The following is a 23,924-nucleotide window of genomic DNA, read 5'->3' as shown; positions in this document are numbered from 1 at the left end:
CATCGCGGGCAAGCCCGCTCCCACAGGTCCGGTGAAGATCCTGTGGGAGCGGGCTTGCCCGCGATAATGTCGCTTGAGTTCTGGATCAGCGTGCGATCAGCTCGATCACGCAGCATTGGCCACTGACGGAGACTTCCAGCAGGCCGGCGTTACCGTCGAGTTGCAGGCAATCATGGCGACCGAGTTGTGAGGCACTGTTACCAACCATCACTTCAAGCTCGTCGGTGACACTAAATACGAGCACGGTGCCTGCCGAGCTGAAAAACCGCTGCTCGCCGTCCATCCACTGCAACCGCGCGCTATAACGCTGCGGTGCATAAATCAGGTTGAAGTCGCGGATCGGCCCACCGAGCAATGTGCAGGAAACCTGGCTCTCGCCGCTGAAAGCAAATGGGTCCAGCGGTAACAGTGGCTTTGTGTCCTGACCATCAACCCGCAAGGTCATGCCGTCGCCTTGCAGCACCGTGATCACCCGCTCATAGCCGGCGAATGTCGAGAAACCGCCCGACTCGCCGATGTCGGCAATCGACAGACGCCAGCCGAAACCCTCAAGGCCGGCACCTCCATCACGGGTGATTTCTTCAGTGCTGCCGCCGCCGTTTTTCCACGGCATGCGCGGGTAATCTTTTGCGCGTAAAACCTTTGACTGACTCATTTGTGAAACCGACCTTCCAGACGATGACGGGAACCAGGGTGGATCAAACGGGCGGCGGTCACTGGCTGACGGCCGGACCAGGTGCGGCGACGAATCAGCAGGCACGGCTCGCCCTTTTCAATCTGCAGCAACTTGCACTCGCTGGCTTCGGCCAGAATCGCCTCGACCACGTGCTCGCCTTCAGTCAGCGGCGCGACCTGGTTCAGATAGGCGTATGGCGTTTGCAGGGTGAAGTCCTGCTTGAGGTAATCCGGCGCCACCAGCGCATTGACGAAACGGTCTTCGATTTGCACCGGAATATCATTTTCGAAATGCACGATCAGCGAGTGAAAGACTTTCTGGCCTTCGCGCATGTCCAGCGCCAGTGCCCGCTCGGAACCGGCGGCCTCTTCTTCGAGGGTGATGACCTTGCAGGTGTGGCGATGGCCACGGGAGGCGATTTCGTCGGCGATGTTGTGGACTTCAAACAGCGCGGACTGACTTTTCGGCTCGGCGACGAACGTGCCGACACCCTGCATGCGCACCAGCAGACCGTCGGCGGTCATTTCGCGCAGGGCGCGGTTGATGGTCATGCGGCTGAAACCCAGCTGGTTGACCAGCTCGCTTTCCGACGGAACGCGGTAGTGCGGCGGCCAGTTTCCACTGTCGATTTGCTGGGTGATCATCTGTTTGACGCGGGCGTACAAGGGCGCCGGACTGTCGCCCAGATTGGCGCTCAGATTGGCATTCGGCGGCAATGTGGCAGACGGAGTTGGCACGGTTAATCCTTGTTCATTTGTTGAGGGCTACTAGCTTGCCGGAGTTTACCGAGCAGGCAAACGTCTGTATATGTATATACAAATAACACACGATGGGGTGCTGAACCATGTCCGCCTTCTTTGCCGAACGCGCGCTGCTGCCTAGTGGATGGGCCAACAATGTACGTCTTGAGGTCAGCGCCGATGGCGTGTTGACCCATATCCAGGCCGATTCCAACGCAGATGGCGCCGAACGGCTTAGCGGTCCGCTGCTGCCGGGAATGCCGAATCTACACTCCCACGCCTTCCAGCGGGCCATGGCCGGGCTGGCGGAAGTGGCGGGTAATCCGAATGACAGTTTCTGGACCTGGCGCGATTTGATGTATCGCCTCGTCGGAAAAATCAGCCCGGATCAACTCGGCGTCATCGCCCGTCAGCTGTACATCGAAATGCTCAAGGCCGGTTACACCTCGGTCGCGGAATTTCATTATGTACACCACGACACCAACGGCCAGCCTTACGCGGACCCGGCCGAACTGGCGCTGCGCATCAGCCAGGCAGCCAGTTCCGCCGGGATCGGCCTGACCCTGCTGCCGGTGCTCTACAGCCATTCCGGTTTCGGCGGCCAGGCCCCGAACGAAGGCCAGCGCCGCTTTATCAACAGCACCGAAAACTACCTCAAGCTTCAGTCGCGCTTGCAGCCGATCCTGGCGCAGCAACCGGCGCAGTCGCTGGGTTTGTGTTTCCACTCGTTGCGCGCGGTAACACCGCAGCAGATCAGCGAAGTGCTGGCCGCCAGCGACCAGCAGTGCCCGGTGCACATCCACATCGCCGAACAACAGAAGGAAGTCGATGACTGCCTGAGCTGGAGCGGTCGTCGTCCGCTGCAATGGCTGTACGAAAACACCGAAGTCGATCAGCGCTGGTGCCTGGTTCACGCGACCCACGCCAACCCGGAAGAAGTCACGCTGATGGCCAAGAGTCGCGCCATCGCCGGCTTGTGTCTGACCACCGAAGCCAACCTTGGCGACGGGATTTTCCCGGCGGTGGATTTCCTCGCTCAGGGCGGGCGCATGGGCATCGGTTCCGACAGCCATGTGTCATTGAGCGTGGTGGAAGAATTGCGTTGGCTGGAATACGGCCAGCGTCTGCGCGATCAACGCCGTAATCGTTTGTATGGCGCGGATCAGCCGATGGTTGGCCGCACGCTGTACGACGCGGCGCTGGATGGCGGGGCTCAGGCGCTGGGGCAGCCGATTGGTGCGCTGGAAGTTGGCAAGCGTGCGGATTGGCTGGTGCTGGATGGCAACGATCCGTACCTGGCGACAGCCAGTGGCGACGGGATTCTCAATCGTTGGTTGTTTGCCGGTGGCGATCGTCAGGTGCGAGATGTGCTGGTCAATGGCCAGTGGGTTGTGCGCGACGGGCGTCATGCGGGCGAAGAAGAAAGCAATCGGGCGTTCACCCAAGTCCTGCGCGATCTTCTGGGCTAACGCCCCCCACTGATCGTTCCCACGCTCTGCGTGGGAATGCCTCAATGGACGCTCTGCGTCCGCTGTTGGGACGCGGAGCGTCCCGGGCTGCATTCCCACGCGGAGCGTGGGAACGATCAGTAGCGGAGTAATCAGTTCGAAGTTTTGGCCATCTGCGTATCGGTCGCGCGCCAGATCAGCCGCGTAGTGTCGTAGCCCTGCTGACGCGCCTTGCTCAGCAACTCTTCACGCACTACACCATTGACCGTCGGGGTCCGTGACAGCAGCCATAGATACTTGCGGCTCGGATCGCCAACAATGGCGGTCTTGTAGTCATCGCTGACGTACAACACCCAGTACTCTCCCTTCGCCGCACCCGGAATCAGCCGCGAAAACCAGGTATCGAACTCGACCCACAGCTTGTCGGTTTTTCCCGGTTCCTGTGGCCAGGCCACGCCTTTGGCCTCTTCCCATTGCCAGTCTGCCGTCAGGCAGCGATTGAGCACCAACACCTTGCCGTCAGGCTTGAGCGTGTAATGGGCTTCGGATTGCGCGCAGTTGCGCTGGAAATACATCGGCAGACGAGCCAACTCGTACCAGGTCCCTTGGTACTTCTTGAGATTGACGCTATTGGCGGTTTTCGGTGCCAACGGATCTACGCCGGAAGTGGCGCAGCCGGCCAATACCAGGCCGGCTAAAAGGACTATCAGTAACCGTTTCATTTTGTTTTTCTCCCGTGGGCGTATCGCCCCGGATTACTTCAGGCCTTGGCCGGAAAACATCAGCACTTTGTCACCGGCGTACTGCACGCTGATAAAGCTGTTCTTGTCGCCCCAGGTGCAGCTGGACATGCCGAGCGCGCCCGAGCAATCGGCAGGTTTGCCCAGCAAGGTTTCTACTTCGGCCTTGGGCATGCCTGACGACAGCTTCGAGTAGTTTTCCTGATTGATCTTGCTGCAAGCGGCCAACAACACGCAGAACGAAAGCAGGGCGATAGAACGCAGCGACATGGTGTAGCTCCTGGGGCGAAGGGGAATGGCATGGCTGCCAAGCTGAAGCTTAGAAGAGAAAACCCCTTTCTGGTTCCCTGGCCGGCCGGCTATTTATCAGGCCGCTCGTCTGCCTTTTTTCGAAAAATCAGCAACTTTCTTTCGCTATTGGGTATTTCGTCGGTTTTCGCAAAAGCCGCCTAATCTTTGGCGCCGGCTGGTCGACATAAAAGCAACGCAAGACGCCTTTTTTGACCAGCCCCCTCCGCGGTAGCTCATTTAATGACCAGAAACATGAAGTTCAGCCACAAGATCTTGTTGGCTGCCGCCCTCGTGGTGGCCGTTGCATTCGCTTGCTTCATCCTCTTCAACGACTACCGACAGCGGCAAACCCTGCGCAGCAGTACCGAATCCTCGATGCAGGAACTCGGCAGCCTGACCACCAGCAACATCCAGACGTGGCTGGAAAGCCGCATGCAGTTGCTGCAATCGCTGTCCCAGCAGATCGCCGTGGATGGCAGCGCCCTGGCCAACCTCAAGCGCGCCATCGACCTGCCGGCCTACACCAGTAATTTTCAGCTGAGCTACTTCGGTGGCACCGACGGCGTGATGTTCTCGGTCCCGGCTGGCAATCGTGCGGCGGATTACGACCCGCGCGCCCGTGGCTGGTACAAGGCGGCCAACGGTGCGCAACAGACCATCGTCACCGAACCCTACATCGCCGCGTCATCGGGAAAACTGGTGATTACGGTCGCCACCCCGGTGAAACATCAGAATCAAATGATCGGCGTCGCCGGCGCAGACATCGACTTGTCCAGCGTCAGCGCGATCATCAACTCGCTGAACTTCGGCGGCCACGGCCACGCGTTCATCGTCAGTGCCGACGGCAAAATCCTGATCCACCCGGACAGCAAACTGGTGCTCAAGAGCCTGACCGACGCCTACCCGAACGGCGCGCCGAAAGTCAGCCCGGGAATGAAAGAAGTCGAGATCGACGGCAAGACCCAATTCATCTCATTTACCCACGTCAACGGTGTGCCCTCGGCAGACTGGTACGTGGCGCTGGTGCTGGATCAGGACACCGCGTTCTCGATGCTCAGCGAATTCCGCACCTCGGCGATCATCGCCATGGTCATTGCCGTGGTGATCATCATCGCGTTGCTGGGCATGCTGATCAGCTTCCTGATGCAGCCGCTGCTGACCATGGGCCGCGCGATGCATGACATCGCCGAAGGCGAAGGTGACCTGACCAAACGCCTGACCATTCACGGCCACGACGAATTCGGTGCCCTGGGCACTTCGTTCAACCGCTTTGTGGAGCGTATTCACACCTCGATTCGCGAAGTGTCCTCGGCCACCGGCCAGGTCAACGAGTCGCCTTGCGTGTGGTTGCCGCGTCGAACTCGTCGATGTACAACTCCGACCAGCAAGCCTCGCGCACCAGCAGCGTCGCCGCCGCCATCAACGAGCTGGGCGCCGCCGCCCAGGAAATCGCCCAGAACGCCGCCCTCGCCTCTCAGCATTCGAGCGATGCTCGCGCATTGGCCGAGGATGGCCAGCAAGTCGTCGATAAAACCATCGCGGCGATGCAGCAGCTCTCGGCGAAGATCAGCGATTCGTGCGGCAACATCGAAACGCTCAACAGCAACACGGTCAACATCGGGCAGATTCTGGAAGTGATCACCAGCATCTCCCAGCAGACCAACTTGCTGGCACTCAACGCCGCCATCGAAGCGGCCCGTGCCGGTGAAGCCGGTCGTGGTTTTGCCGTGGTAGCGGACGAAGTGCGAAACCTCGCGCACCGTACTCAGGATTCGGCGCAGCAAGTGCAGAAGATGATCGAGGAACTGCAAGTCGGCGCCCGGGAAGCCGTGATCACCATGACCGACAGCCAGCGCCAGAGCGAAAGCAGCGTCGGCATCGCCAACCAGGCGGGCGAACGTCTGGGCAGCGTGACTCAGCGTATTGGTGAGATCGACGGAATGAACCAGTCGGTGGCCACTGCGACGGAAGAGCAGACGGCGGTGGTGGAGTCGATCAATGTCGATATCACCGAGATCAACACGCTGAATCAGGAGGGGGTGGAGAACTTGCAGTCGACGTTGCGTGCGTGTTCAGACCTTGAGCAGCAGGCGGCGCGGTTGAAGCAGTTGGTGGGTAGCTTCCGGATTTAACTACCGAGCGCTGATGGTTCCCACGCTCTGCGTGGGAATGCCTCAACGGACGCTCCGCGTTCGGCTCTGAAAGGGACGCGGAGCGTCCCGGGCTGCATTCCCACGCGGAGCGAGGGAACGATCAGTTAGAACCGAGATCCAGGCCCTGAAAGAAACGCCAACTCCTCAGCCGTAGACTCCCTTCCCAACACCGCATTGCGATGCGGAAACCGCCCAAACCGCGCAATGATCTTCTGATGCCGCTCGGCATAATCCAGGTTATCGGCAAACACCGCCCGATCAGCCTCAGGCTGCTGCGCCACCAGATCGATAAACCGCGAAACCGCTTCGTTCTGCACCGCCAGATTCTCGCAGTGCTCAAACACCAGGTAGATAAATACCCGCTGGATCGGCCGCAACTGCCGATCGAAATCCGCAGCAATGCCTTGCGCCACCAGTGCCTGAGCCCTGAGATCGCCTGAAAAGGATTTGGGAGTGTCGCGAAAGATCATTCGCGGGAGTTGATCGAGTAACAGCACCAGAGCCAGCCAACCTTCGGGGCGTTGCGCCCATTCGGTCAATCCGCCGGCCAGTGCCTGCTCGACCCAGCCCCCAAAACGCGTGCGCGCTTCGAGGTCCTGGCTGTCGCGCTTGCCGAACCATAACTTGCCCTTGTCAGCCGCTATTTCGTTGGGGGATTCGAGGGTTCCGAACCACCATTCGAGCAACGGCTGCCAGGGCGCGGTCATGGTTTATTCCTTGTGGTAAGCCGTGACGCGTTCGACTTCTTCTTTCGAACCGAGGAATACGGCGACACGCTGGTGCAAGCCGTCAGGCTTGATGTCGAGGATGCGCTGATGGCCATCGGTGGACGCGCCGCCAGCCTGTTCGACCAGGAACGACATCGGGTTGGCTTCGTACATCAAGCGCAGTTTGCCTGGCTTCGATGGCTCGCGGCTGTCGCGTGGGTACATGAACAAGCCACCACGGGTCAGGATGCGGTGCACGTCCGCGACCATCGCGGCGACCCAGCGCATGTTGTAGTTCTTTTTCAGTGGGCCTTCATCGCCCGCCAGCAATTCGCCGACGTAGCGTTGTACCGGGGCTTCCCAGTGACGCTGGTTGGACGAGTTGATCGCGAACTCCTGAGTGGACTCCGGGATCGTGATGTCTTCGTGGGTCAGCACAAAGCTGCCCATTTCGCGGTCCAGGGTGAAGCCTTTTACGCCGTCGCCCAGGGTCAGCACCAGCATGGTTTGCGGGCCGTAGATGGCATAACCGGCGGCTACCTGCTCGGTGCCTGGCTGCAGGAAAGCCTTTTCGTTCAAGGCTTCGTTCTGGCTCAGGTATTCGCTCGGGCAACGCAGCACCGAGAAAATAGTACCGACCGGTGCGTTGATATCGATGTTCGACGAGCCGTCCAGTGGGTCGAACACCAACAGGTAGGCGCCTTTCGGGTATTTGCCCGGGATCTGGTAGGCATTGTCCATTTCTTCGGACGCCATGCCGGCCAGGTGACCGCCCCATTCGTTGGCTTCGAGCAGGATCTCGTTGGAGATCACGTCGAGTTTCTTCTGCACTTCGCCTTGGACGTTTTCGGTGCCCATGCTGCCCAGAACACCACCGAGGGCGCCTTTGGACACGGCGTGGCTGATTTCCTTGCAGGCGCGCGCCACCACTTCGATCAGGAAACGCAGATCGGCAGGGGTGTTGTTGCTACGGGTCTGCTCAATCAAATAGCGACTCAGGGTAACGCGGGACATGGAAGGCTCCGGTGGAATGGGGGGGCTAAAAACCCGCGCAGTTTAACGCGAGTCGGGGCGCATTTCCTCCTATCAGACGTGTTACACCCAATAGAGTTCATGCGCCCGGTTGAGCGTAGTTCGAAACCGCCCGGATGTGCACAGGGCGTTGCTGCCAGTTTCAAGGCTTGACTGGCGGCTTGCGCAACAGACTGAACGCCATCGCGGCCAGAAACAAAACGCTGAGCAGCAACACCGCCCACAACCCGAACTTCTTCCAGTTTGTGTCCGTCGTCGCAGCCGTTGTCACTGTCGATGCCGGCGTGGCCACCGCCCCGCCATCCACCGTAGCCTTGCCCAATGTCGCCAACTTTGCAGCGCTGTAATCCGGAATCAACGTAGACAGCGGCAGGTTCGCCGCCTTCACCGTGGCACTTCCCAGCGCGAGCGTATAAGGCCCCGCCCCGCGTGCCAGGAACACCAATTGAATGGAGCGCACGGCGAATCGCACTGTCGGTGCCTCGGCACCCAGACCGCCGCCGCGCTCGTCCACCGTCAGCTTCAACTGCTGCACGGTTTGCCCCGACAGCTGCAATTCGTTCTGCACCACGTCCTGGCCACTCTGGGTCAGGCGATAGAGCAAACCGCTGCTCAGCGGCTGCCAAGGCAAGCTGCTTTCCCGACGACCGGACAAGGTTACGGGCGCCAAACTGTTGGGCTGACTCAACTCGACCTGCAAGCGCTCGACATTCAGCCCCATCGGTAATTGCCATGTGTATTCACCGGCCTTCACGCTGCTGCCGGCCAGCGGTTGCGACCAGACAAGCGGTAGCGGCAGGCTGCGGGTCTTGGCGCTTTGCAGTTGCGCCGAGGTCAATGTCGGGGCCGATTGCGGCGTGCTCCACAGCAAACGCAGATAACGGGCCGACTGACCCGGCAGAGCGACTTCATGTTGCTCGACCCGTTCGTCGGCGAACGTCAGGCGCGCCACCTGTCCTTCGCCCCATGACTGCCAATGCTGCAAGTCGTCACTGGCTTCGATGGTGAAACGCTGGAAACCATCGCGTTCGCTGGTCCAGTCGAGGATCAACTGCTGCAACGGTGCTTTGATGCTGCTAGCGTCAAGCAACCAACCGCGCAGCATTTCTTCGCCCACCTCCAGCTGACTAGACGGTTGTACTTCGACCAGCGTGCCGTTGGCGCTCGATTGCACCCTTACGCCCGGTGCGTGCTCAGTCGAATCCGCCGAGTTGTACAGCGGGAACCATTTCACGTCGGTCAGGGTGCGGTTGTCGCTGGTCTGCGCCGGCGCACGAGCCAAGGAATACGCCTGAGCCTCACCGGCAGCATTGAACACGCGCACATCGCTGAGATCGGTTTGCCGCGCATTCAATTGCACGCTCAACGGCAATTCGAGGCGATACCACGGACCTTCACCACTGACCGACAACGGCACTTGCGTGGCGAAGTCCGCCAGTTTTTCCTGAGCACTGGCCGACAACGCCACACCCAGCGCAACAGCGCCCAACCAGACAAGGTTCAGCTTCTGACTCAAGACGACACTCCTTCGGTTTGCGGGGCCGGTTTTTCAGCCTCCGGCACAGCATCAAAGCGCTTGGGCGGCAACGGGGCGAAATAGCCCACCACCAACAGCAACACGCCAACGCCGATAAACGACACGATCCGGGCGAGTCCGCCGCGGTTACTCAATTCGACAAAGAACAGTTTGGCCACCACCACACCGATCAGCGCCGCACCGATCAGCCAGACTTCGCGGCGATGACGCAGATGGCCGCCGATCATCAGACTCAGGGCCATCAAGGTCCAGACGATGGACAGACCGGCCTGCACCAGCATGGATTCGAGCAACGCCTCCAGCTCGAACGGCACACCGCCCCAATGGTGGGCAGTGCGCATCACCAACGCAGTAAAGAACACAAACAGCGAGGCGCCAGCGATCAGTTGCGTGGCGTGATCCGAGTAGTCCTTGCGGACCGACAGTTGCGTCACGGCGCTGCGAGACCACACGTAGACGCCGAACAGCGCAAACAGCAGACCCAACTCCAGCGGGTTGATCAGCGGTACGTAAGGCAACGGCTCGGCGGTGCCGTCGCTGACAACGTTCGCCAGCCAGAACCAGCCGAGCATCAGCAACGCCAGCGGTGCCGCAGCGTACACGCGGTATTCGCGCGAATAAGCCGACACCGGCCATGGCCAGGCACGGGGTGCCGCCATCAGCACCAGATACAGACTCGGCAGAATCGCCCAACCCAACCAGCGCCAGGCATTGTACTGCTCGGACAGCAGCAACAAGCCGTAACGCAGCTCCAGGGCCAACACACCGATCAACAGCCAGCAGCCGAGCACGTGCGCGGTACTGAGGGCGCGCGCGGGCAACATCGGCACCAAACGCCGCAGGGAGATGAAGTGCACAACGAACACGGCCGCCCATACCAGCCAACCAAAATTGGCCGCCGGGTGATAACGCGAGTGCCACGCAGCCAGCAACACCAAACCGGCAGCAGGCATCAGCAAGGTGCAGAGCAAGCCCAGCGACGACCATTTCAGGCGCAGTGCCAATACCGTCCACAGCGCCACACTCAGCGCCGCAACCGCCAGTAACAACGTCGCTTGCAGATTCAACGGTGCAAAGCGCAGCACCTCACTGACCCACGCCAGCGCCCACCAACCCGCGCCCCACACCAGCAGCACTTCGGACAAACGCTGCAAGCTCAGCACATCGAAGGCCGAAGCATGATTACCGAGCTGCAAACGCCAGGCGCCAACCATCGCAGCCAAACCCAACACCAGCGGCGTCCAGAAACCGCTGTGAGCCAGAGGCTTCAATCCTTCGCTCGCAAGCGGCCCGAGCAAATCAGGCCCGGCCATCAGGAACGCCGCGCCGCCAATCACCTGCAACAGCAGACCGAAGACAAAACTCACGCGCTGCTTCAGGTACAGACTCAGCCAGATGATGAACAAACCGCTGGCCGCCCATACGGCACTCGCCGTTTGCCAAGGCAGGACGAACAGCACCGCCAGATTGATCAACACCAGACCGGCGAGCAACACCACCGACAAGCCGCGCAGCAATCTCACGTCGCTTCGGACCATCTCGTCGCGCGCCGCCAGCAACATGCCAGCAATCAGCGCCAGACCGATCAACGAGGCGCTCAGCAAACCGCTCCAACCCGCGTTGAACACAGCGGCGGACTCACCGCTCGCCCCCTGCAGCCGCAGCAGGAACAACGCACCGCCGAGCAACTGCACGGCGAACGCGGTGAACAGGAACGTGCGCGATTGCAGACGCAAGCCAACGAACAAGGTCGCCAACCCCGCCAGCGCCCAACTGATCGCCGTGCCGTGAGTGAAGAAAAACAACGGCGCCAGCAGATAGAGGAAGGTCAGACCGAGGCAGGCCAACACCGGCAACCCTTTGCGCTCCCATTCCGACGTCTGCTCGGGCAAGGCTTTGCGCAACTGGTAGAAGCTGAACAACAACGCCACGCCGAGCATCAACGCACCGAGCGGCGCACCGTCGAGCAGGCTGCTTTCACCGATCCGCAGTTCACTGAGGAAGGCCAGCGCCGAGCCCAATTGCAGCAGCAAGGCAAAGGCTCGGGCCAGCGGTCGTTGCTGACGCAGGCCGAGCCAGAAGATGCCGGCACCTTCGACGGCCCAGGCAGCCGCAGTCCAGCGCGCATCGAGCCCCAACGGAATCGCGAGGCTGGAGAAGATCACCCCCAGCGCCAGACAGGTTTCCGCCAGCAGCAACGCTCGTCCGCCCATCAATAACCGCGCCAGGCCCATGTAAATCATGCCCAACGCCAACGCGCTGAAGGCTGCGGCGAATTCCAAGTGCTGGACCAACGCGAACTGCAAGCCGAAGCCCGCCAACGGAGGACCGAACAGCATCGTGCCGTCGACGTAATCGCCCTTGCGCGCGGACCAGTGCAGCAGCGCCTCACGGCTGTCGTCCTCGGGTGCGTCGCTCATTTCCAGCAACTTGCGCCGGGCGAACAGCAGACCGATGGCCAGATACATCAGGAAAAACACAATCAGGAACGGCTCGGTGCTCCATAGCAGTTCCGGGGTATAGGAACGCAGGCCCCAGGCGAAACCGATGCCGAAGGTGCCGACGAAACCGATCAGGTTGAGCAGCCGCCAGGCCTTGAACCAGGCGATGGCGAGGATGCCGGTGTTGAGTAAGGCGAAGTAGCTGAACAACGCGACATGGTTGCCGGCTCCGGTGGAGGTCAGGATCGGCGCGGCAAAACCGCCCAACGCTGCAGCGGCAGCCAGGCCCAACGCATCCTGGGTGATGGCGAGGATCGCCGAGAACACCGTCACCGCGACCAGCAGGCCTAACGCCGCAGTAGGATCAAGCAGCGGATGCAGGCGCATCGCGGCAAACACGGTCAGGTACAACACCGCGATCCCGGTGCCCTGCAACATCAACGCGTAATTGCTGTTGCGTGTTCTGAGCCACCAACCCAGCCCCAGAAGACCCAATGCCGCCGCCGCAACACCGGCGTAACGCAACTCGATCGGCACCACCATGCCTTCGGTGGCGTAACGCAGCAGGAAGGCCAAGCCGAGAAACAACAGCACCACACCGACTCGCAGCACGGTGTTGCCGCCGAACAGCCAGTTGCGGGCGCCGCTGATGGCGCGGTCGACGAGGTTCGGGCCGCGCGGGATGGCGGGTTGTTGCGGTTCGCGGGCGACCGGTTCGGGTTTCCAGGCATCGACGGGCACTGGACGGCTCGCTTCAGCGGCGGCTGAGGTGACCGGTTCGAGTTCGGGTGGGAGTTCCCAGATCAGCTCCGGGGTCTCGGCAGGGATTTCGTCGAGTGTGAACTCAGGAGACGGCGTGGGTTCGTGGGTTTCCGGTGTCTTGACGCCTGACACTTCCAGCAATGACAGCCGTTGCTGCACCGCATTCAGCGCGATCTGAGCCTGATCAAGTAGCTTACGTTGCTCGTCAGCTTGTGAACCCAAGCGGCCGATGCGAATGGCCTGGCCAATACCCAACCCGAGCAACGCGCCCAACAGCGCATCGCTGAACGACTCGTCGAGTACCCAGCCCAGCACCAGCCCAATCAGCATGAACATCCATTGCATGGTCGATATCCCTAAGCGGCCCATTGCCTTGTGGCGTCTGCGCTGACGTCATCGCGGGCAAGCCTCGCTCCCACAGGTCATATATCGGTCTTGCGACCCATGAAAATCCTGTGGGAGCGTGGCTTGCCCGCGATTGAGCGCGCAGCGCTCACTGAAACTGGTGCTGAGTATATCGGCCAAGCCCAACAACCGTCGGGCCTTGCTCGCAATTATTGCTAAAAATTACTCCAGCGCTTTCCAGATATCCGTGGCGTACTCGCGAATGGTCCGGTCGGACGAGAACCAACCCATCCGGGAGGTGCTCAACACCGCCGAACGCCACCATTCCTTCGAATCGTGCCAATGGGCTTCAACGCGCATCTGCGCGTCCCAGTAAGAGTCGAAATCGGCGCAAACCAGGAAGCGATCGTAGTCGATCAGCGAATCGATCAATCCTGTGTAACGGGAAGGATCATCCGGCGAGAACACCCCGCCGCGAATCGCTTGCAGCACGTCATTCAGCCGGTGGGATGCGGCAATATCCGGCGTCGCGTTGAACTCATGGCTCTGCTTGCGCGCTTCAACCTGCTGAGCGCTGAGGCCGAAGATGAACATGTGTTCGGCGCCGATGCGTTCGCACATTTCCACGTTGGCCCCGTCCAGGGTGCCGATGGTCAGCGCGCCGTTGAGGCCGAACTTCATGTTGCTGGTGCCCGAGGCTTCGAAGCCTGCGGTGGAAATCTGCTCCGACAAATCCGCTGCCGGAATGATGCTCTCCGCCAGACTGACGTTGTAGTTGGGCAAGAACACCACTTTCAGTAAACCGCGCACGGTCGGGTCGTTGTTCACCACCCGGGCGATGTCGTTGGTCAGTTTGATGATCAACTTGGCCTGGTGATAACTGGCCGCTGCCTTGCCGGCGAAGATCTTCACCCGCGGCACCCAATCGATTTCCGGCTCGGCACGAATCGCCTGATACAGCGCAACGGTGTGCAACAGGTTCAGCAACTGACGTTTGTATTCGTGGATCCGTTTGACCTGCACGTCGAACATCGCGGCCGGGTTGACCGCAACGCCAAGTCGCTCATGAATGATGTACGCCAGGGCTTTCTTGCTGTGCAGGCGCTGTTCGGCGAACGCCTTGCGGAACGCGGCTTTCTCGGCAAACGGTTCCAGGCCGAGCAAACGTTCTTCCGGGTTGTCCAGCAAATCCGGGCCGAGGGCGTCGACCATCATCGAGGTCAACTCCGGGTTGGCCTGGTAGAGCCAGCGGCGGAAGGTGATGCCGTTGGTCTTGTTGTTGATCCGGTCCGGGTAGAGCTTGTGCAGTTCGGAGAACACCGTTTTGCGCATCAGCTGCGTGTGCAGGCCGGACACGCCGTTGACGCTGTGGGAGCCAAGGAACGCGAGGTTGCCCATGCGCACGCGGCGACCGTTGTCTTCCTCGATCAGCGATACCGCGCGCAGGACCTCGAAGTCATGGATACCCTTGGCCCGCAGCGAATCGATGTGCTGGGCGTTGATCAAGTAAATGATCTGCATGTGCCGCGGCAGCATCCGCTCCATCAAACCGACCGGCCAGGTTTCCAGCGCTTCCGGCAGCAGCGTGTGGTTGGTGTAGGACAGCGTATCGACGGTGACTTGCCACGCCGCATCCCACGCGACGTCATAGACATCGACCAGTTGCCGCATCAACTCGGCGACGGCAATCGAAGGGTGGGTGTCGTTGAGCTGGATCGCGGCATGATCGCCCAGGGTCAGGACCGAGGTGTGCATGTTGCGATGGCGGCGCAGCAAGTCCTGCAAGGACGCGGCGACGAAGAAATACTCCTGACGCAGGCGCAGTTCCTGGCCGGCTTCGGTGCTGTCCGCCGGGTAGAGCACCCGGGAAATACTTTCGGCCCGGGCCACTTCTGCCACGGCGCCCAAGTGGTCGCCGGCATTGAAGCGTTCCAGGTGCAAATCTTCCATGGCCCGGGCGCGCCACAGGCGCAGCGTGTTGACGCTTGCTCCGCGCCAGCCGACGACCGGCGTGTCATACGCAATCGCACGAACGGTTTCTGCTGGCGTCCAGACTTGCTTGGACTTGCCCGCTTCGTCGGTGACGGTTTCGACACTGCCGCCGAAACCGATCGGGTAAACGACCTCTGGTCGTTCGAACTCCCAAGGGTTACCGAAATCCAGCCAGTGTTCGGTCTGTTCCTGCTGCCAGCCGTCGACGATGGCCTGGCGGAACAAGCCGTGTTCATAACGGATGCCGTAACCGTGGCCGGCAATGCCGAGGGTCGACATGCTTTCCATGAAGCACGCGGCCAGACGACCGAGGCCGCCGTTGCCCAGCGCTGCGTCCGGTTCCAGCAGGCGGATGCGTTCAAGGTCGACGCCAAGTTCAGTCAGGGCCTCGCGGGCGACGTCCAGCAGGCCAAGGTTGCTCAGGCTGTCGTAGAGCAGACGGCCGATCAGAAATTCGAGGGAGAGGTAATAAACCCGCTTTTGACCTTTGCGGTAGATCTGCCGGGTGTGATCCATCCAGTGCTCGACCATGTGATCGCGCGCCGCCAGGGCAATGGCTTCGAACCAGTCGTGGTCGAAGGCGTGATCCGGGTCTTTGCCCACCGCGTAGGTGAGTTTGGTCAAGACGGCGTCGCGGAATGCGGCCACCTCTGCTTCGCGAACAAGTGGTTCTTGAGTCATCGATAGGACCTCGAGCGAGCGTGGAGTTGTTGAGCCTAGACGGTCTGACAGGCCGTTGGAACTCTGGTTCGGCAGATTTTCCCGTTAGTGTGAGATAGATCGACATTACCTTGTCGCGCACCGGAAAGAATGCAGGGGCCGTGCCGGGTTACAGGTGTTATTGGGCGGAATACGAAAAAATCTGGCGAAAGGTTGTTCAAAAATCCACCAGTCCCGGTATGATCGCGCGCCCTGATGCACGCTGGTAACAACCGATGATGAAGTCCAACCTGATCGCCGCCGCGGAGATCGATCGCCTCGATACCTGGGCCAAGTACTCCGCTCCGATGTGTGGTTCGTGCGTTTCCAGCTGCTGCACCCTGCCGGTCGAGGTCAAGATCAAGGATCTGATCCGTATCGGCATCGTTGATGAATTCGAGCGCGGTGAGCCGCCGAAGAACATCGCCAAGCGTCTGCAGAAGGAAGGGATCGTCGAGCGTTACAACCAGAAGTCCGAGATCTTCACCCTCCAGCGCATGAGCAACAACGATTGCCTGTACCTGGATCGTAAGAGCCGTCTGTGCACTATTTATGAAAAGCGCCCGGATACTTGCCGCAACCACCCGAAAATCGGGCCGCGGCCGGGGTATTGCGCGTATAAGCCGAAAGAAGTCCCGCGCGAGTCCAGCGAGAGCCGTCGGACCCTCGAGAAGTTTTAAAGCCGCCTCGATTCCCCGTAGCAGCTGTCGAGCCCCAGCGAGGCTGCGTTCGGCTGCGGAGCAGTCGCAGGCCGGAAAATACGATTTATATGATGCACCGCAGCGTTTGATTTCACGACTGCTGCGCAGCCGAACGCAGCCTCGCAGGCTCGACAGCTGCTACAGCTGCTACAGCTGCTACAGCCAGACAAACAAAAACGCCCCCGACCTTGCGATCGGGGGCGTTTTTTTAAGCGCTAACTAAGTCGAAACTCAGTTACCGGCTTTCTTGGCAGCGCGGGTACGCTCGCTTTCGCCCAGGATCTTCTTACGAAGACGGATGGACTTAGGAGTGACTTCGCACAGTTCGTCTTCTTGCACGAACTCAAGAGCTTGTTCCAGGGTGAAACGGATAGGCGGAACCAGAGCGATGGTTTCGTCTTTACCCGAGGCACGCATGTTGTCGAGCTTCTTGCCTTTGGTTGGGTTGACGCCCAGGTCGTTGTCGCGGCTGTTGATGCCGACGATTTGACCTTCGTACACGTCTTCACCGTGACCCAGGAACAGTTTGCCGCGAGCTTGCAGGGTTTCCAGCGAGTAAGTCAGAGCCTTACCGGTGGCAACCGAAACCAGCACGCCGTTCTGACGGCCGGACATGTCGCCGGACTTCATCACGTCGTAACGGTCGAAGATCGAGGTCAGGATGCCTGCACCGGAGGTCAGGGTCAGGAACTCGTTACGGAAACCGATCAAGCCACGAGCCGGGATGTTGTACTCAAGGCGCACACGGCCCTTGCCATCCGGAACCATGTTGGTCAGGTCGCCTTTACGGATACCGATCTGTTCCATGATCGAACCTTGCGATTCTTCTGGCAGGTCGATGGTCACGTTTTCGTACGGTTCGTGCTTGACGCCGTCAACCATGCGGATGATCACTTCCGGACGACCAACACCCATTTCGAAGCCTTCGCGACGCATGGTTTCGATCAGTACCGAGAGGTGCAGCTCACCACGGCCGGAGACTTTGAACTTGTCGGCGGTGTCGCCTTCTTCAACGCGCAGGGCAACGTTGTAGAGCAGTTCTTTGTCCAGACGTTCCTTGATGTTACGGCTGGTGACGAACTTGCCTTCTTTACCGCAGAAAGGCGAGTCGTTTACCTGGAAGGTCATGGAAACGGTTGGTTCGTCAACGGTCAGCGGCTTCATCGCTTCGACGTTCAGTGGGTCGCACAGAGTGTCGGAGATGAACAGCTGGTCGAAGCCGCTGATGCAGACGATGTCGCCGGCAGCTGCTTCTTCAACGTCGATACGGTGCAGACCGTGGTGACCCATCAACTTCAGGATACGACCGGTACGCTTCTTGCCGTCGGCGTCGATAGCGACAACCGGAGTGTTCGGCTTGATGCGACCACGAGCGATACGGCCAACGCCGATAACACCCAGGAAGCTGTTGTAGTCCAGAGCAGAGATTTGCATCTGGAACGGACCATCGCGGTCGACTTTCGGCGCAGGTACGTTGTCGACGATCGACTGGTACAGCGGGGTCATGTCTTCAGCCATGTCGGTGTGTTCCAGACCGGCAATGCCGTTCAGGGCCGAGGCGTAGACGACTTTGAAGTCCAGCTGTTCTTCGGTAGCACCGAGGTTGTCGAACAGGTCGAAGATCTGGTCCAGAACCCAGTCCGGACGCGCGCCTGGACGGTCAACCTTGTTGATGACCACGATTGGACGCAGGCCGGCTTCGAAAGCCTTCTTGGTCACGAAACGGGTTTGCGGCATAGGGCCGTCTTGAGCGTCAACCAGCAGCAGAACGGAGTCAACCATCGACATTACGCGTTCAACTTCGCCGCCGAAGTCGGCGTGGCCCGGGGTGTCCACGATGTTGATGTGGAAGCCGTTCCAGTTGATGGCGGTGTTTTTCGCCAGAATGGTAATACCGCGTTCTTTCTCCTGGTCGTTGGAGTCCATCACGCGCTCGTCGTTGAGCTCGTTGCGCTCCAGGGTGCCGGATTGACGCAAGAGTTTGTCTACCAGGGTGGTCTTACCATGGTCAACGTGAGCAATGATGGCGATGTTGCGTAGATTTTCGATCACTTGTGTATCTCGATCAGAGGATTCGGTGTGCTGACAAGTCTTGGCAGCGATTAACAGTAGAGTCCGGCAAAGCCGTTACAGCTTGACGGCGGCGTCGGGGGGCCGGTGACGCAGGCCACAGGCAAACAGCCCCGGGCACTTAGCTCGGTCGATAAACGCGCACATTGGCATGCCCCTCACTGAGCAAATGGTGGGCATGCAGGCGACTCATCACGCCTTTGTCGCAATACAGCAGGTACTGGCGAGTAGGGTCCAGTTCCTTGAAACGAGCGTTCAATGCATAAAACGGCATCGCTTGTACCTCAATGCCAGCGAGGCCCAGCGGGTCATCTTCAGCGGCATCCGGATGACGGATGTCGATGACGATCTGACCAGCCAGCGCTTCACTGACTTCTTCGATCTGCAAGTCCTGGCCCAATTCGTCGATCACGCGATCGATCGGCACCAGTTTGGCGTTCTCGAGCGCACGCTCAAGTACTGCCATGTCGAACTGTTGTTCTTCGTACTCCACGCGTGGACGCTTGGCGTGGGTCTTGGGGTTCACCGAGATGACCCCGCAGTATTCCGGCATGTGCTTGGCGAAGTCGGCAGTACCGATTTCGTTGGCCAGGTCGATGATGTCCTGCTTGTGACTGGCGATCAGCGGACGCAAGACCAGCTTGTCGGTCACGCAGTCGATCACGGACAGGTTCGGCAGCGTCTGGCTCGACACCTGGGAAATCGCTTCGCCGGTGACCAGCGCATCGATCTCCAGCCGATCGGCAATACGGGAAGCAGCGCGCAACATCATACGCTTCAAAACTACGCCCATATGACTGTTATCGACTTTCCCGAGAATTTCTCCCAGTACTTCCTCGAACGGCACACTCACAAATAACACGCGTTGGGAGCTGCCGTACTTCTTCCAGATGAAGTGCGCGACTTCCATGACGCCCAGTTCATGGGCTCGTCCGCCCAGATTGAAGAAGCAGAAATGGCTCATCAGCCCGCGGCGCATGATCTGGTAAGCGGCGACGGTGGAATCGAAGCCGCCGGACATCAGCACAAGTGTCTGTTCCAGGGCACCCAGCGGATAACCGCCGATGCTGTTGTGCTGGCCGTGGATCACGAACAACCGTTTGTCGCGAATTTCGAGGCGAACTTCGATTTCCGGCTCTTTCAGCGAGATTCCGGCGGCGCCGCACTGACGACGCAGTTGGCTGCCGACGTATTTCTCGACGTCCATCGAGCTGAATTCATGTTTGCCGGCACGCTTGCAGCGCACCGAAAAAATCTTCCCGGCCAACGCATCACCGAAGTGCTGCTTGCACTTGGCGACGATGTCGTCGAAGTCGCCCAACGGGTATTCGTCGACCTGCAGGAAATGCGCGATGCCCGGCATGCAGCTCAGGCGCTCGGTCATCTCCTTCAGGGCTTTGGGCTCGCTGACGCGGGTTTCCAGCTCGAGATTGTCCCACACACCGTTCACCACCACAGCCGGGTCCAGGTCGCGGAGCACGGTACGGATGTTTTTGGCCAACTGGCGGATGAAACGCATCCGTACCGGGCGGCTCTTGATGGTGATCTCGGGGAAGACTTTTACGATTAGTTTCATGAAAACAGCGCGCGCTGGGCCAGCCGAAAAAGGGGGGCGCGGATTATAGCGGAAATTGCTCAAGGTTTAACCAGTTAATGTGCAGAAGGTTTTGCACGCACCAAAACGGGTCATTTGTTGGATTTGACGCTACATTAGGGGGCGCTATTTCCAGCTTTGCTCCGCTTTGCACCTTTATAAGCGTGAAATTGGGGCAAAAAACCCATGGTGGGGCACTGGCATGCAATTTGCTCCCTTGTGAGGCAGGTTGCCTTGGCAGAGTATTCGCGCCGGCATCACCCACATTCTAAGGGCATCCACTACTAAGCCCGAAGCCACCCGGAGGACACTATGTCGAAGTCGGTTCAACTCATCAAAGATCATGACGTCAAGTGGATTGATCTGCGCTTCACTGACACCAAAGGCACTCAGCACCACGTGACCATGCCGGCTCGCGACGCGCTGGATGAAGCTTTCTTCGAAGAAGGCAAAATGTTCGACGGTTCCTCCATCGCTGGCTGGAAAGGCATCGAAGCTTCCGACATGATCCTGATGCCGGACGACAGCACTGCCGTTCTCGACCCGTTCACCGAAGAGCCAACCCTGATCCTGGTTTGCGACGTGATCGAGCCTTCGACCATGCAAGGCTACGACCGTGACCCACGTGCGATCGCCAAGCGTGCCGAGGAATACCTGAAGTCGACCGGTATCGGCGACACCGTATTTGTTGGTCCAGAGCCTGAGTTCTTCATCTTCGACGAAGTGAAGTTCAAGTCTGACATCTCCGGTTCGATGTTCAAAATCCACTCCGAACAAGGTTCGTGGATGTCCGACCAGGACGTGGAAGGCGGCAACAAAGGCCACCGTCCAGGCGTCAAAGGCGGCTACTTCCCGGTTCCGCCGTTCGACCACGACCACGAAATCCGTACCTCCATGTGCAACGCCATGGAAGAAATGGGCCTGGTCATCGAAGTTCACCACCACGAAGTGGCAACTGCTGGCCAGAACGAAATCGGTGTGAAGTTCAACACCCTGGTGGCCAAGGCTGACGAAGTTCAGACCCTGAAGTACTGCGTACACAACGTTGCTGATGCATACGGCCGTACCGCGACCTTCATGCCTAAGCCTCTGTACGGCGACAACGGTTCGGGTATGCACGTTCACCTGTCCATCGCCAAAGATGGCAAGAACACCTTCGCTGGCGAAGGCTATGCCGGCCTGTCCGACACCGCTCTGTACTTCATCGGCGGCATCATCAAGCACGGTAAAGCACTGAACGGCTTCACCAACCCGTCGACCAACTCCTACAAGCGTCTGGTCCCAGGTTTCGAAGCTCCGGTAATGCTGGCCTACTCGGCTCGCAACCGTTCCGCTTCGATCCGTATTCCTTACGTGTCCAGCCCTCGCGCTCGCCGTATCGAAGCTCGCTTCCCGGATCCAGCAGCCAACCCGTACCTGGCCTTCGCTGCCCTGGTAATGGCCGGTCTGGACGGTATCCAGAACAAGATCCACCCTGGCGATGCTGCTGACAAAAACCTGTATGACCTGCCGCCTGAAGAGGCGAAAGAGATCCCACAAGTTTGCGGCAGCCTGAAAGAAGCCCTGGAAGAGCTGGACAAAGGTCGTGCGTTCCTGACCAAAGGCGGCGTATTCAGCGACGACTTCATCGACGCTTACATCGCCCTGAAAAGCGAAGAAGAAATCAAAGTACGTACCTTCGTACACCCACTGGAATACGAGCTGTACTACAGCTGCTGATCCGGTAGCGCCTGCGCAAGCGGCGTGACAAAAAAGAGGCCTCCTTCGGGAGGCCTTTTTTGTGGGCGCTCGTTTCCCCCGGACACACATCCATGGATAATCCGCCGCTCTCGCGCCCTGCCCGGCGCCTTGACGAAAGGATTCGTATGAAGTGGTTGTGGTTACTCGCCCTGATGGCTGGCTTTGGCTGCACGACCGTCAACGCGGCGCCGTTTTATGACGGCAAGTCCTTGGCCCATCCGCTGATTCAGGGCCTTCAGGAGAGCTCGGCCACCCTTGCGTTCATCAAGGAGGCAGGTGGCGTTAAAGGTTATTACTGCATTTGCGATAGCGACGATGAACAACCACAACTGCTGGATGATTTCGGCGCAGCATCGATCGAGTCGGTATTCCTGATGCCACTGGACAGCGAAGCCCCGACCCGGTTCGTGCTGTTCAGGCAACAGGCGCAGTACAAGGTCCATGCCTACAAATACGACGCCAACGATCATCTCTACAGTCGAGTCAACGGCTTGCAAAAGGCCCTCGACCGCATGACCACAGGCCAGAAAAACCTCGACGCCCTGGCGATCAAGAAGGAACTGGCCAAGCTCACGCCACTCAATTACCGCTTCTTCTACGAAGAGTCAGGCATACCTGAGTTCGACCAACTCGACCTCACTCAGGGAACACTGGTGGGCTATTTCGACGAGCGCACCCAACCTCTCAACACCCCTTCCCCCGGCAACGGGCAGAACTACTACAAAAAGACCTTTCAGGAAAAAGACGGACGCTTTTTGACCGTCACCTTCTGGCGTGGCATCGACACCTCAATCAATGATGGCAGTCGCACGCTGTACAACTATCAGGTCAGCCGCATGGCCTGGGAAACCGATCCGGCGATTTTCAGCGGCAGCGAAGACGGCGCCTCCGTCACTTATGACTTCGGCGCCATTACCAACCAAGGCGCCTACAGCCACGGCGCACGCACGGGCATCTGGTCGTTCGCCAAAGGCTTGCAGTATTCGTCCGGCGGGACCTATGTCGACGGCAAACGCCAGGGTCAATGGATTGAAACGATTGACGGGCAAACCCATACCGGCGAATTTCAGAATGACTTGCGCGAAGGTCGCTGGGTGCTGTCGAGCGAGGAAGGCGAGTCGGATGTCAGCGGTTTTTCCACTTACATCCACGACAAACTCAACGGCCCGAGTGAGCAGCGTACAAATGGCACGATTGAACGCGGCAACTACCGCGACGATAAACGAGAAGGCCCATGGGTTACTGAAGCCGGCACAGGCAACTACGAAGATGGCCTGAAAAGTGGTCCATGGAAGCTCAAGGCTGACAAAGGTCATACCCAAAATGTGAACTTCGTCGCCGACAAAAAAGAAGGCGAACTGCGCGATACCGATGCCAACGGCGTACTCAGCAAGATCGAGCACTACAAGGCTGATGTGTTGTCCGGCACTCGCGAAGGCTACGGCCCCAACGGCCAACTGCAATACTCGCAGCAATACGAAAACGGCAAGCTGGAAGGCCGTTCACTGGGCTACAGCGAAGACGGCAAGGTACTGCTCAACGATATTTCCTGGCACAACGACGAGCACGAAGGCCCGTACCTGACCTTCCTTCGCGATGGCACACCGGCCACCGTCGGACGTGTCGAACTGGGGCGATTTGTCGGCCTGATGAAGGGCTACGACGAAAACGAAGTGCTCTATGAAGAATCCAACTGGTGCCGTTTCGACAAGGACGGTCCTACCATCGGCCGCTGCGGCATATCTCGCTACTTTACTCACGGAAAGTTGTCATGGGAGACCAACTTCCTCTACGGAGATAGACAGGCTTCCGTTGAATACAACTACGAAACCGGTCGCAAGACTCGCGAGAGAATCATCGGCGACAACGACCAGATTACCGACCGCACCTACTACGACAACGGGCAGATCGAGTGCCAGAAGAACTCGGTAGGCTTCAGCTGGATGACCGTCAACCAACAGAAATTCAAGAACTACGAGTGGGGCGGCGACTTGACCGGTGAACAGCTGTGTTATCACCGCAACGGCGTGGTCAAGAGCCGGGCTTTTTATGACAAAGGTCCGGTTGGCTGCACGGTGCTTTACGACGAAACCGGGCAGCAGACATTCCCCGGTCCCGAGGGCTGCCCAAAGCCACCAGCGGCACCCGAGAAGAAGCAACGCATGCTTAATTTCAGCAGTTGATTGCTGGCCAGGTGAACGAGGGCGTTTGTGTGAGCGAATGTTGAGGAGTTGGGTTAACCGGCGACCCTCGCCT

The 23,924-nt window shown here is 59.4% G+C and carries 16 protein-coding genes and 1 pseudogene; 6 read left to right on the top strand and 11 right to left on the bottom strand.

The features are described from left to right. Window positions 1-85: 85 nt before the first annotated feature. Both ACMXYI_RS08645 and hutC read right to left on the bottom strand, forming a co-directional pair. Entirely contained in the window at window positions 86-655 is a 570-nt protein-coding gene (locus ACMXYI_RS08645; RefSeq protein WP_415772814.1) for a HutD/Ves family protein, read from the bottom strand. Next, window positions 652-1,320, bottom strand: a complete 669-nt coding sequence (hutC, locus tag ACMXYI_RS08640) for a histidine utilization repressor (protein WP_236713266.1) — start codon at window positions 1,318-1,320, stop codon at window positions 652-654. Before hutC ends, ACMXYI_RS08645 begins: the two co-directional genes overlap by 4 nt. A 200-nt stretch (window positions 1,321-1,520) precedes the next feature. On the opposite strand from hutC, the gene ACMXYI_RS08635 reads away from it, so the two are divergent. Further along, the gene (locus tag ACMXYI_RS08635) at window positions 1,521-2,885 is read left to right on the top strand and encodes a formimidoylglutamate deiminase (protein ID WP_309675691.1); all 1,365 of its coding nucleotides are present in this window, start codon (window positions 1,521-1,523) and stop codon (window positions 2,883-2,885) included. A gap of 131 nt (window positions 2,886-3,016) precedes the next feature. Here ACMXYI_RS08635 and ACMXYI_RS08630 read toward each other — a convergent pair whose 3' ends face one another. Both ACMXYI_RS08630 and ACMXYI_RS08625 read right to left on the bottom strand, forming a co-directional pair. Then, window positions 3,017-3,586, bottom strand: a complete 570-nt coding sequence (locus tag ACMXYI_RS08630; RefSeq protein WP_008149464.1) for a lipocalin family protein — start codon at window positions 3,584-3,586, stop codon at window positions 3,017-3,019. 33 nt (window positions 3,587-3,619) lie between these two features. Continuing rightward, entirely contained in the window at window positions 3,620-3,874 is a 255-nt protein-coding gene (locus tag ACMXYI_RS08625) for a lipoprotein (protein WP_033055306.1), read from the bottom strand. Window positions 3,875-3,904: 30 nt separating this feature from the next. Here ACMXYI_RS08625 and ACMXYI_RS08620 point away from each other — a divergent pair, with 30 nt between their 5' ends. Both ACMXYI_RS08620 and ACMXYI_RS08615 read left to right on the top strand, forming a co-directional pair. After that, on the top strand, window positions 3,905-4,057 hold the full coding sequence (locus tag ACMXYI_RS08620; RefSeq protein ID WP_415772812.1) for a hypothetical protein: 153 nt from the start codon (window positions 3,905-3,907) through the stop codon (window positions 4,055-4,057). A 78-nt stretch (window positions 4,058-4,135) separates the two neighbouring features. Further along, window positions 4,136-6,027, top strand: a pseudogene (locus ACMXYI_RS08615) (methyl-accepting chemotaxis protein). 125 nt (window positions 6,028-6,152) lie between these two features. Here ACMXYI_RS08615 and ACMXYI_RS08610 read toward each other — a convergent pair. From ACMXYI_RS08610 to ACMXYI_RS08590, 5 genes are all read right to left on the bottom strand, one after another. Further along, window positions 6,153-6,755 (bottom strand): DUF924 family protein, encoded by a 603-nt coding sequence (locus tag ACMXYI_RS08610; RefSeq protein ID WP_415772810.1) that lies wholly within the window; start codon window positions 6,753-6,755, stop codon window positions 6,153-6,155. 3 nt (window positions 6,756-6,758) lie between these two features. Further along, entirely contained in the window at window positions 6,759-7,769 is a 1,011-nt protein-coding gene (locus ACMXYI_RS08605) for a class 1 fructose-bisphosphatase (protein WP_415772808.1), read from the bottom strand. Between the two features lie 160 nt (window positions 7,770-7,929). Continuing rightward, window positions 7,930-9,303, bottom strand: a complete 1,374-nt coding sequence (locus tag ACMXYI_RS08600; protein WP_415772806.1) for a DUF3999 domain-containing protein — start codon at window positions 9,301-9,303, stop codon at window positions 7,930-7,932. Then, window positions 9,300-12,872 (bottom strand): DUF2339 domain-containing protein, encoded by a 3,573-nt coding sequence (locus tag ACMXYI_RS08595; protein WP_415772804.1) that lies wholly within the window; start codon window positions 12,870-12,872, stop codon window positions 9,300-9,302. The genes ACMXYI_RS08600 and ACMXYI_RS08595 overlap by 4 nt, the downstream gene beginning before the upstream one ends. Before the next feature lie 222 nt (window positions 12,873-13,094). Then, window positions 13,095-15,545, bottom strand: coding sequence for a glycogen/starch/alpha-glucan phosphorylase (locus ACMXYI_RS08590; RefSeq protein ID WP_415772803.1), 2,451 nt, complete (start codon window positions 15,543-15,545; stop codon window positions 13,095-13,097). A gap of 254 nt (window positions 15,546-15,799) precedes the next feature. On the opposite strand from ACMXYI_RS08590, the gene ACMXYI_RS08585 reads away from it, so the two are divergent. Continuing rightward, entirely contained in the window at window positions 15,800-16,243 is a 444-nt protein-coding gene (locus ACMXYI_RS08585) for a YkgJ family cysteine cluster protein (protein WP_033055294.1), read from the top strand. A 252-nt stretch (window positions 16,244-16,495) separates the two neighbouring features. On the opposite strand, the gene typA is transcribed toward ACMXYI_RS08585, so the two are convergent. Next, window positions 16,496-18,316, bottom strand: a complete 1,821-nt coding sequence (gene typA / locus ACMXYI_RS08580) for a translational GTPase TypA (protein WP_048396057.1) — start codon at window positions 18,314-18,316, stop codon at window positions 16,496-16,498. 139 nt (window positions 18,317-18,455) lie between these two features. Further along, a complete protein-coding gene (gene thiI / locus ACMXYI_RS08575; protein ID WP_415772800.1) occupies window positions 18,456-19,910 on the bottom strand; it encodes a tRNA uracil 4-sulfurtransferase ThiI in 1,455 nt (484 codons plus the stop codon). A 330-nt stretch (window positions 19,911-20,240) separates the two neighbouring features. Between thiI and glnA the strand changes: the two genes are divergently transcribed. Further along, entirely contained in the window at window positions 20,241-21,647 is a 1,407-nt protein-coding gene (gene glnA / locus ACMXYI_RS08570; protein WP_415772798.1) for a glutamate--ammonia ligase, read from the top strand. Between the two features lie 146 nt (window positions 21,648-21,793). Beyond that, the gene (locus ACMXYI_RS08565; protein ID WP_415772796.1) at window positions 21,794-23,851 is read left to right on the top strand and encodes a hypothetical protein; all 2,058 of its coding nucleotides are present in this window, start codon (window positions 21,794-21,796) and stop codon (window positions 23,849-23,851) included. Window positions 23,852-23,924 lie beyond the last annotated feature (73 nt).

The sequence above is a fragment of the Pseudomonas lyxosi genome, assembly GCF_047758685.1.
Taxonomy (GTDB): Bacteria; Pseudomonadota; Gammaproteobacteria; order Pseudomonadales; family Pseudomonadaceae; genus Aquipseudomonas; species Aquipseudomonas lyxosi.
This window is presented reverse-complemented; position numbering and strand designations above follow the sequence as displayed.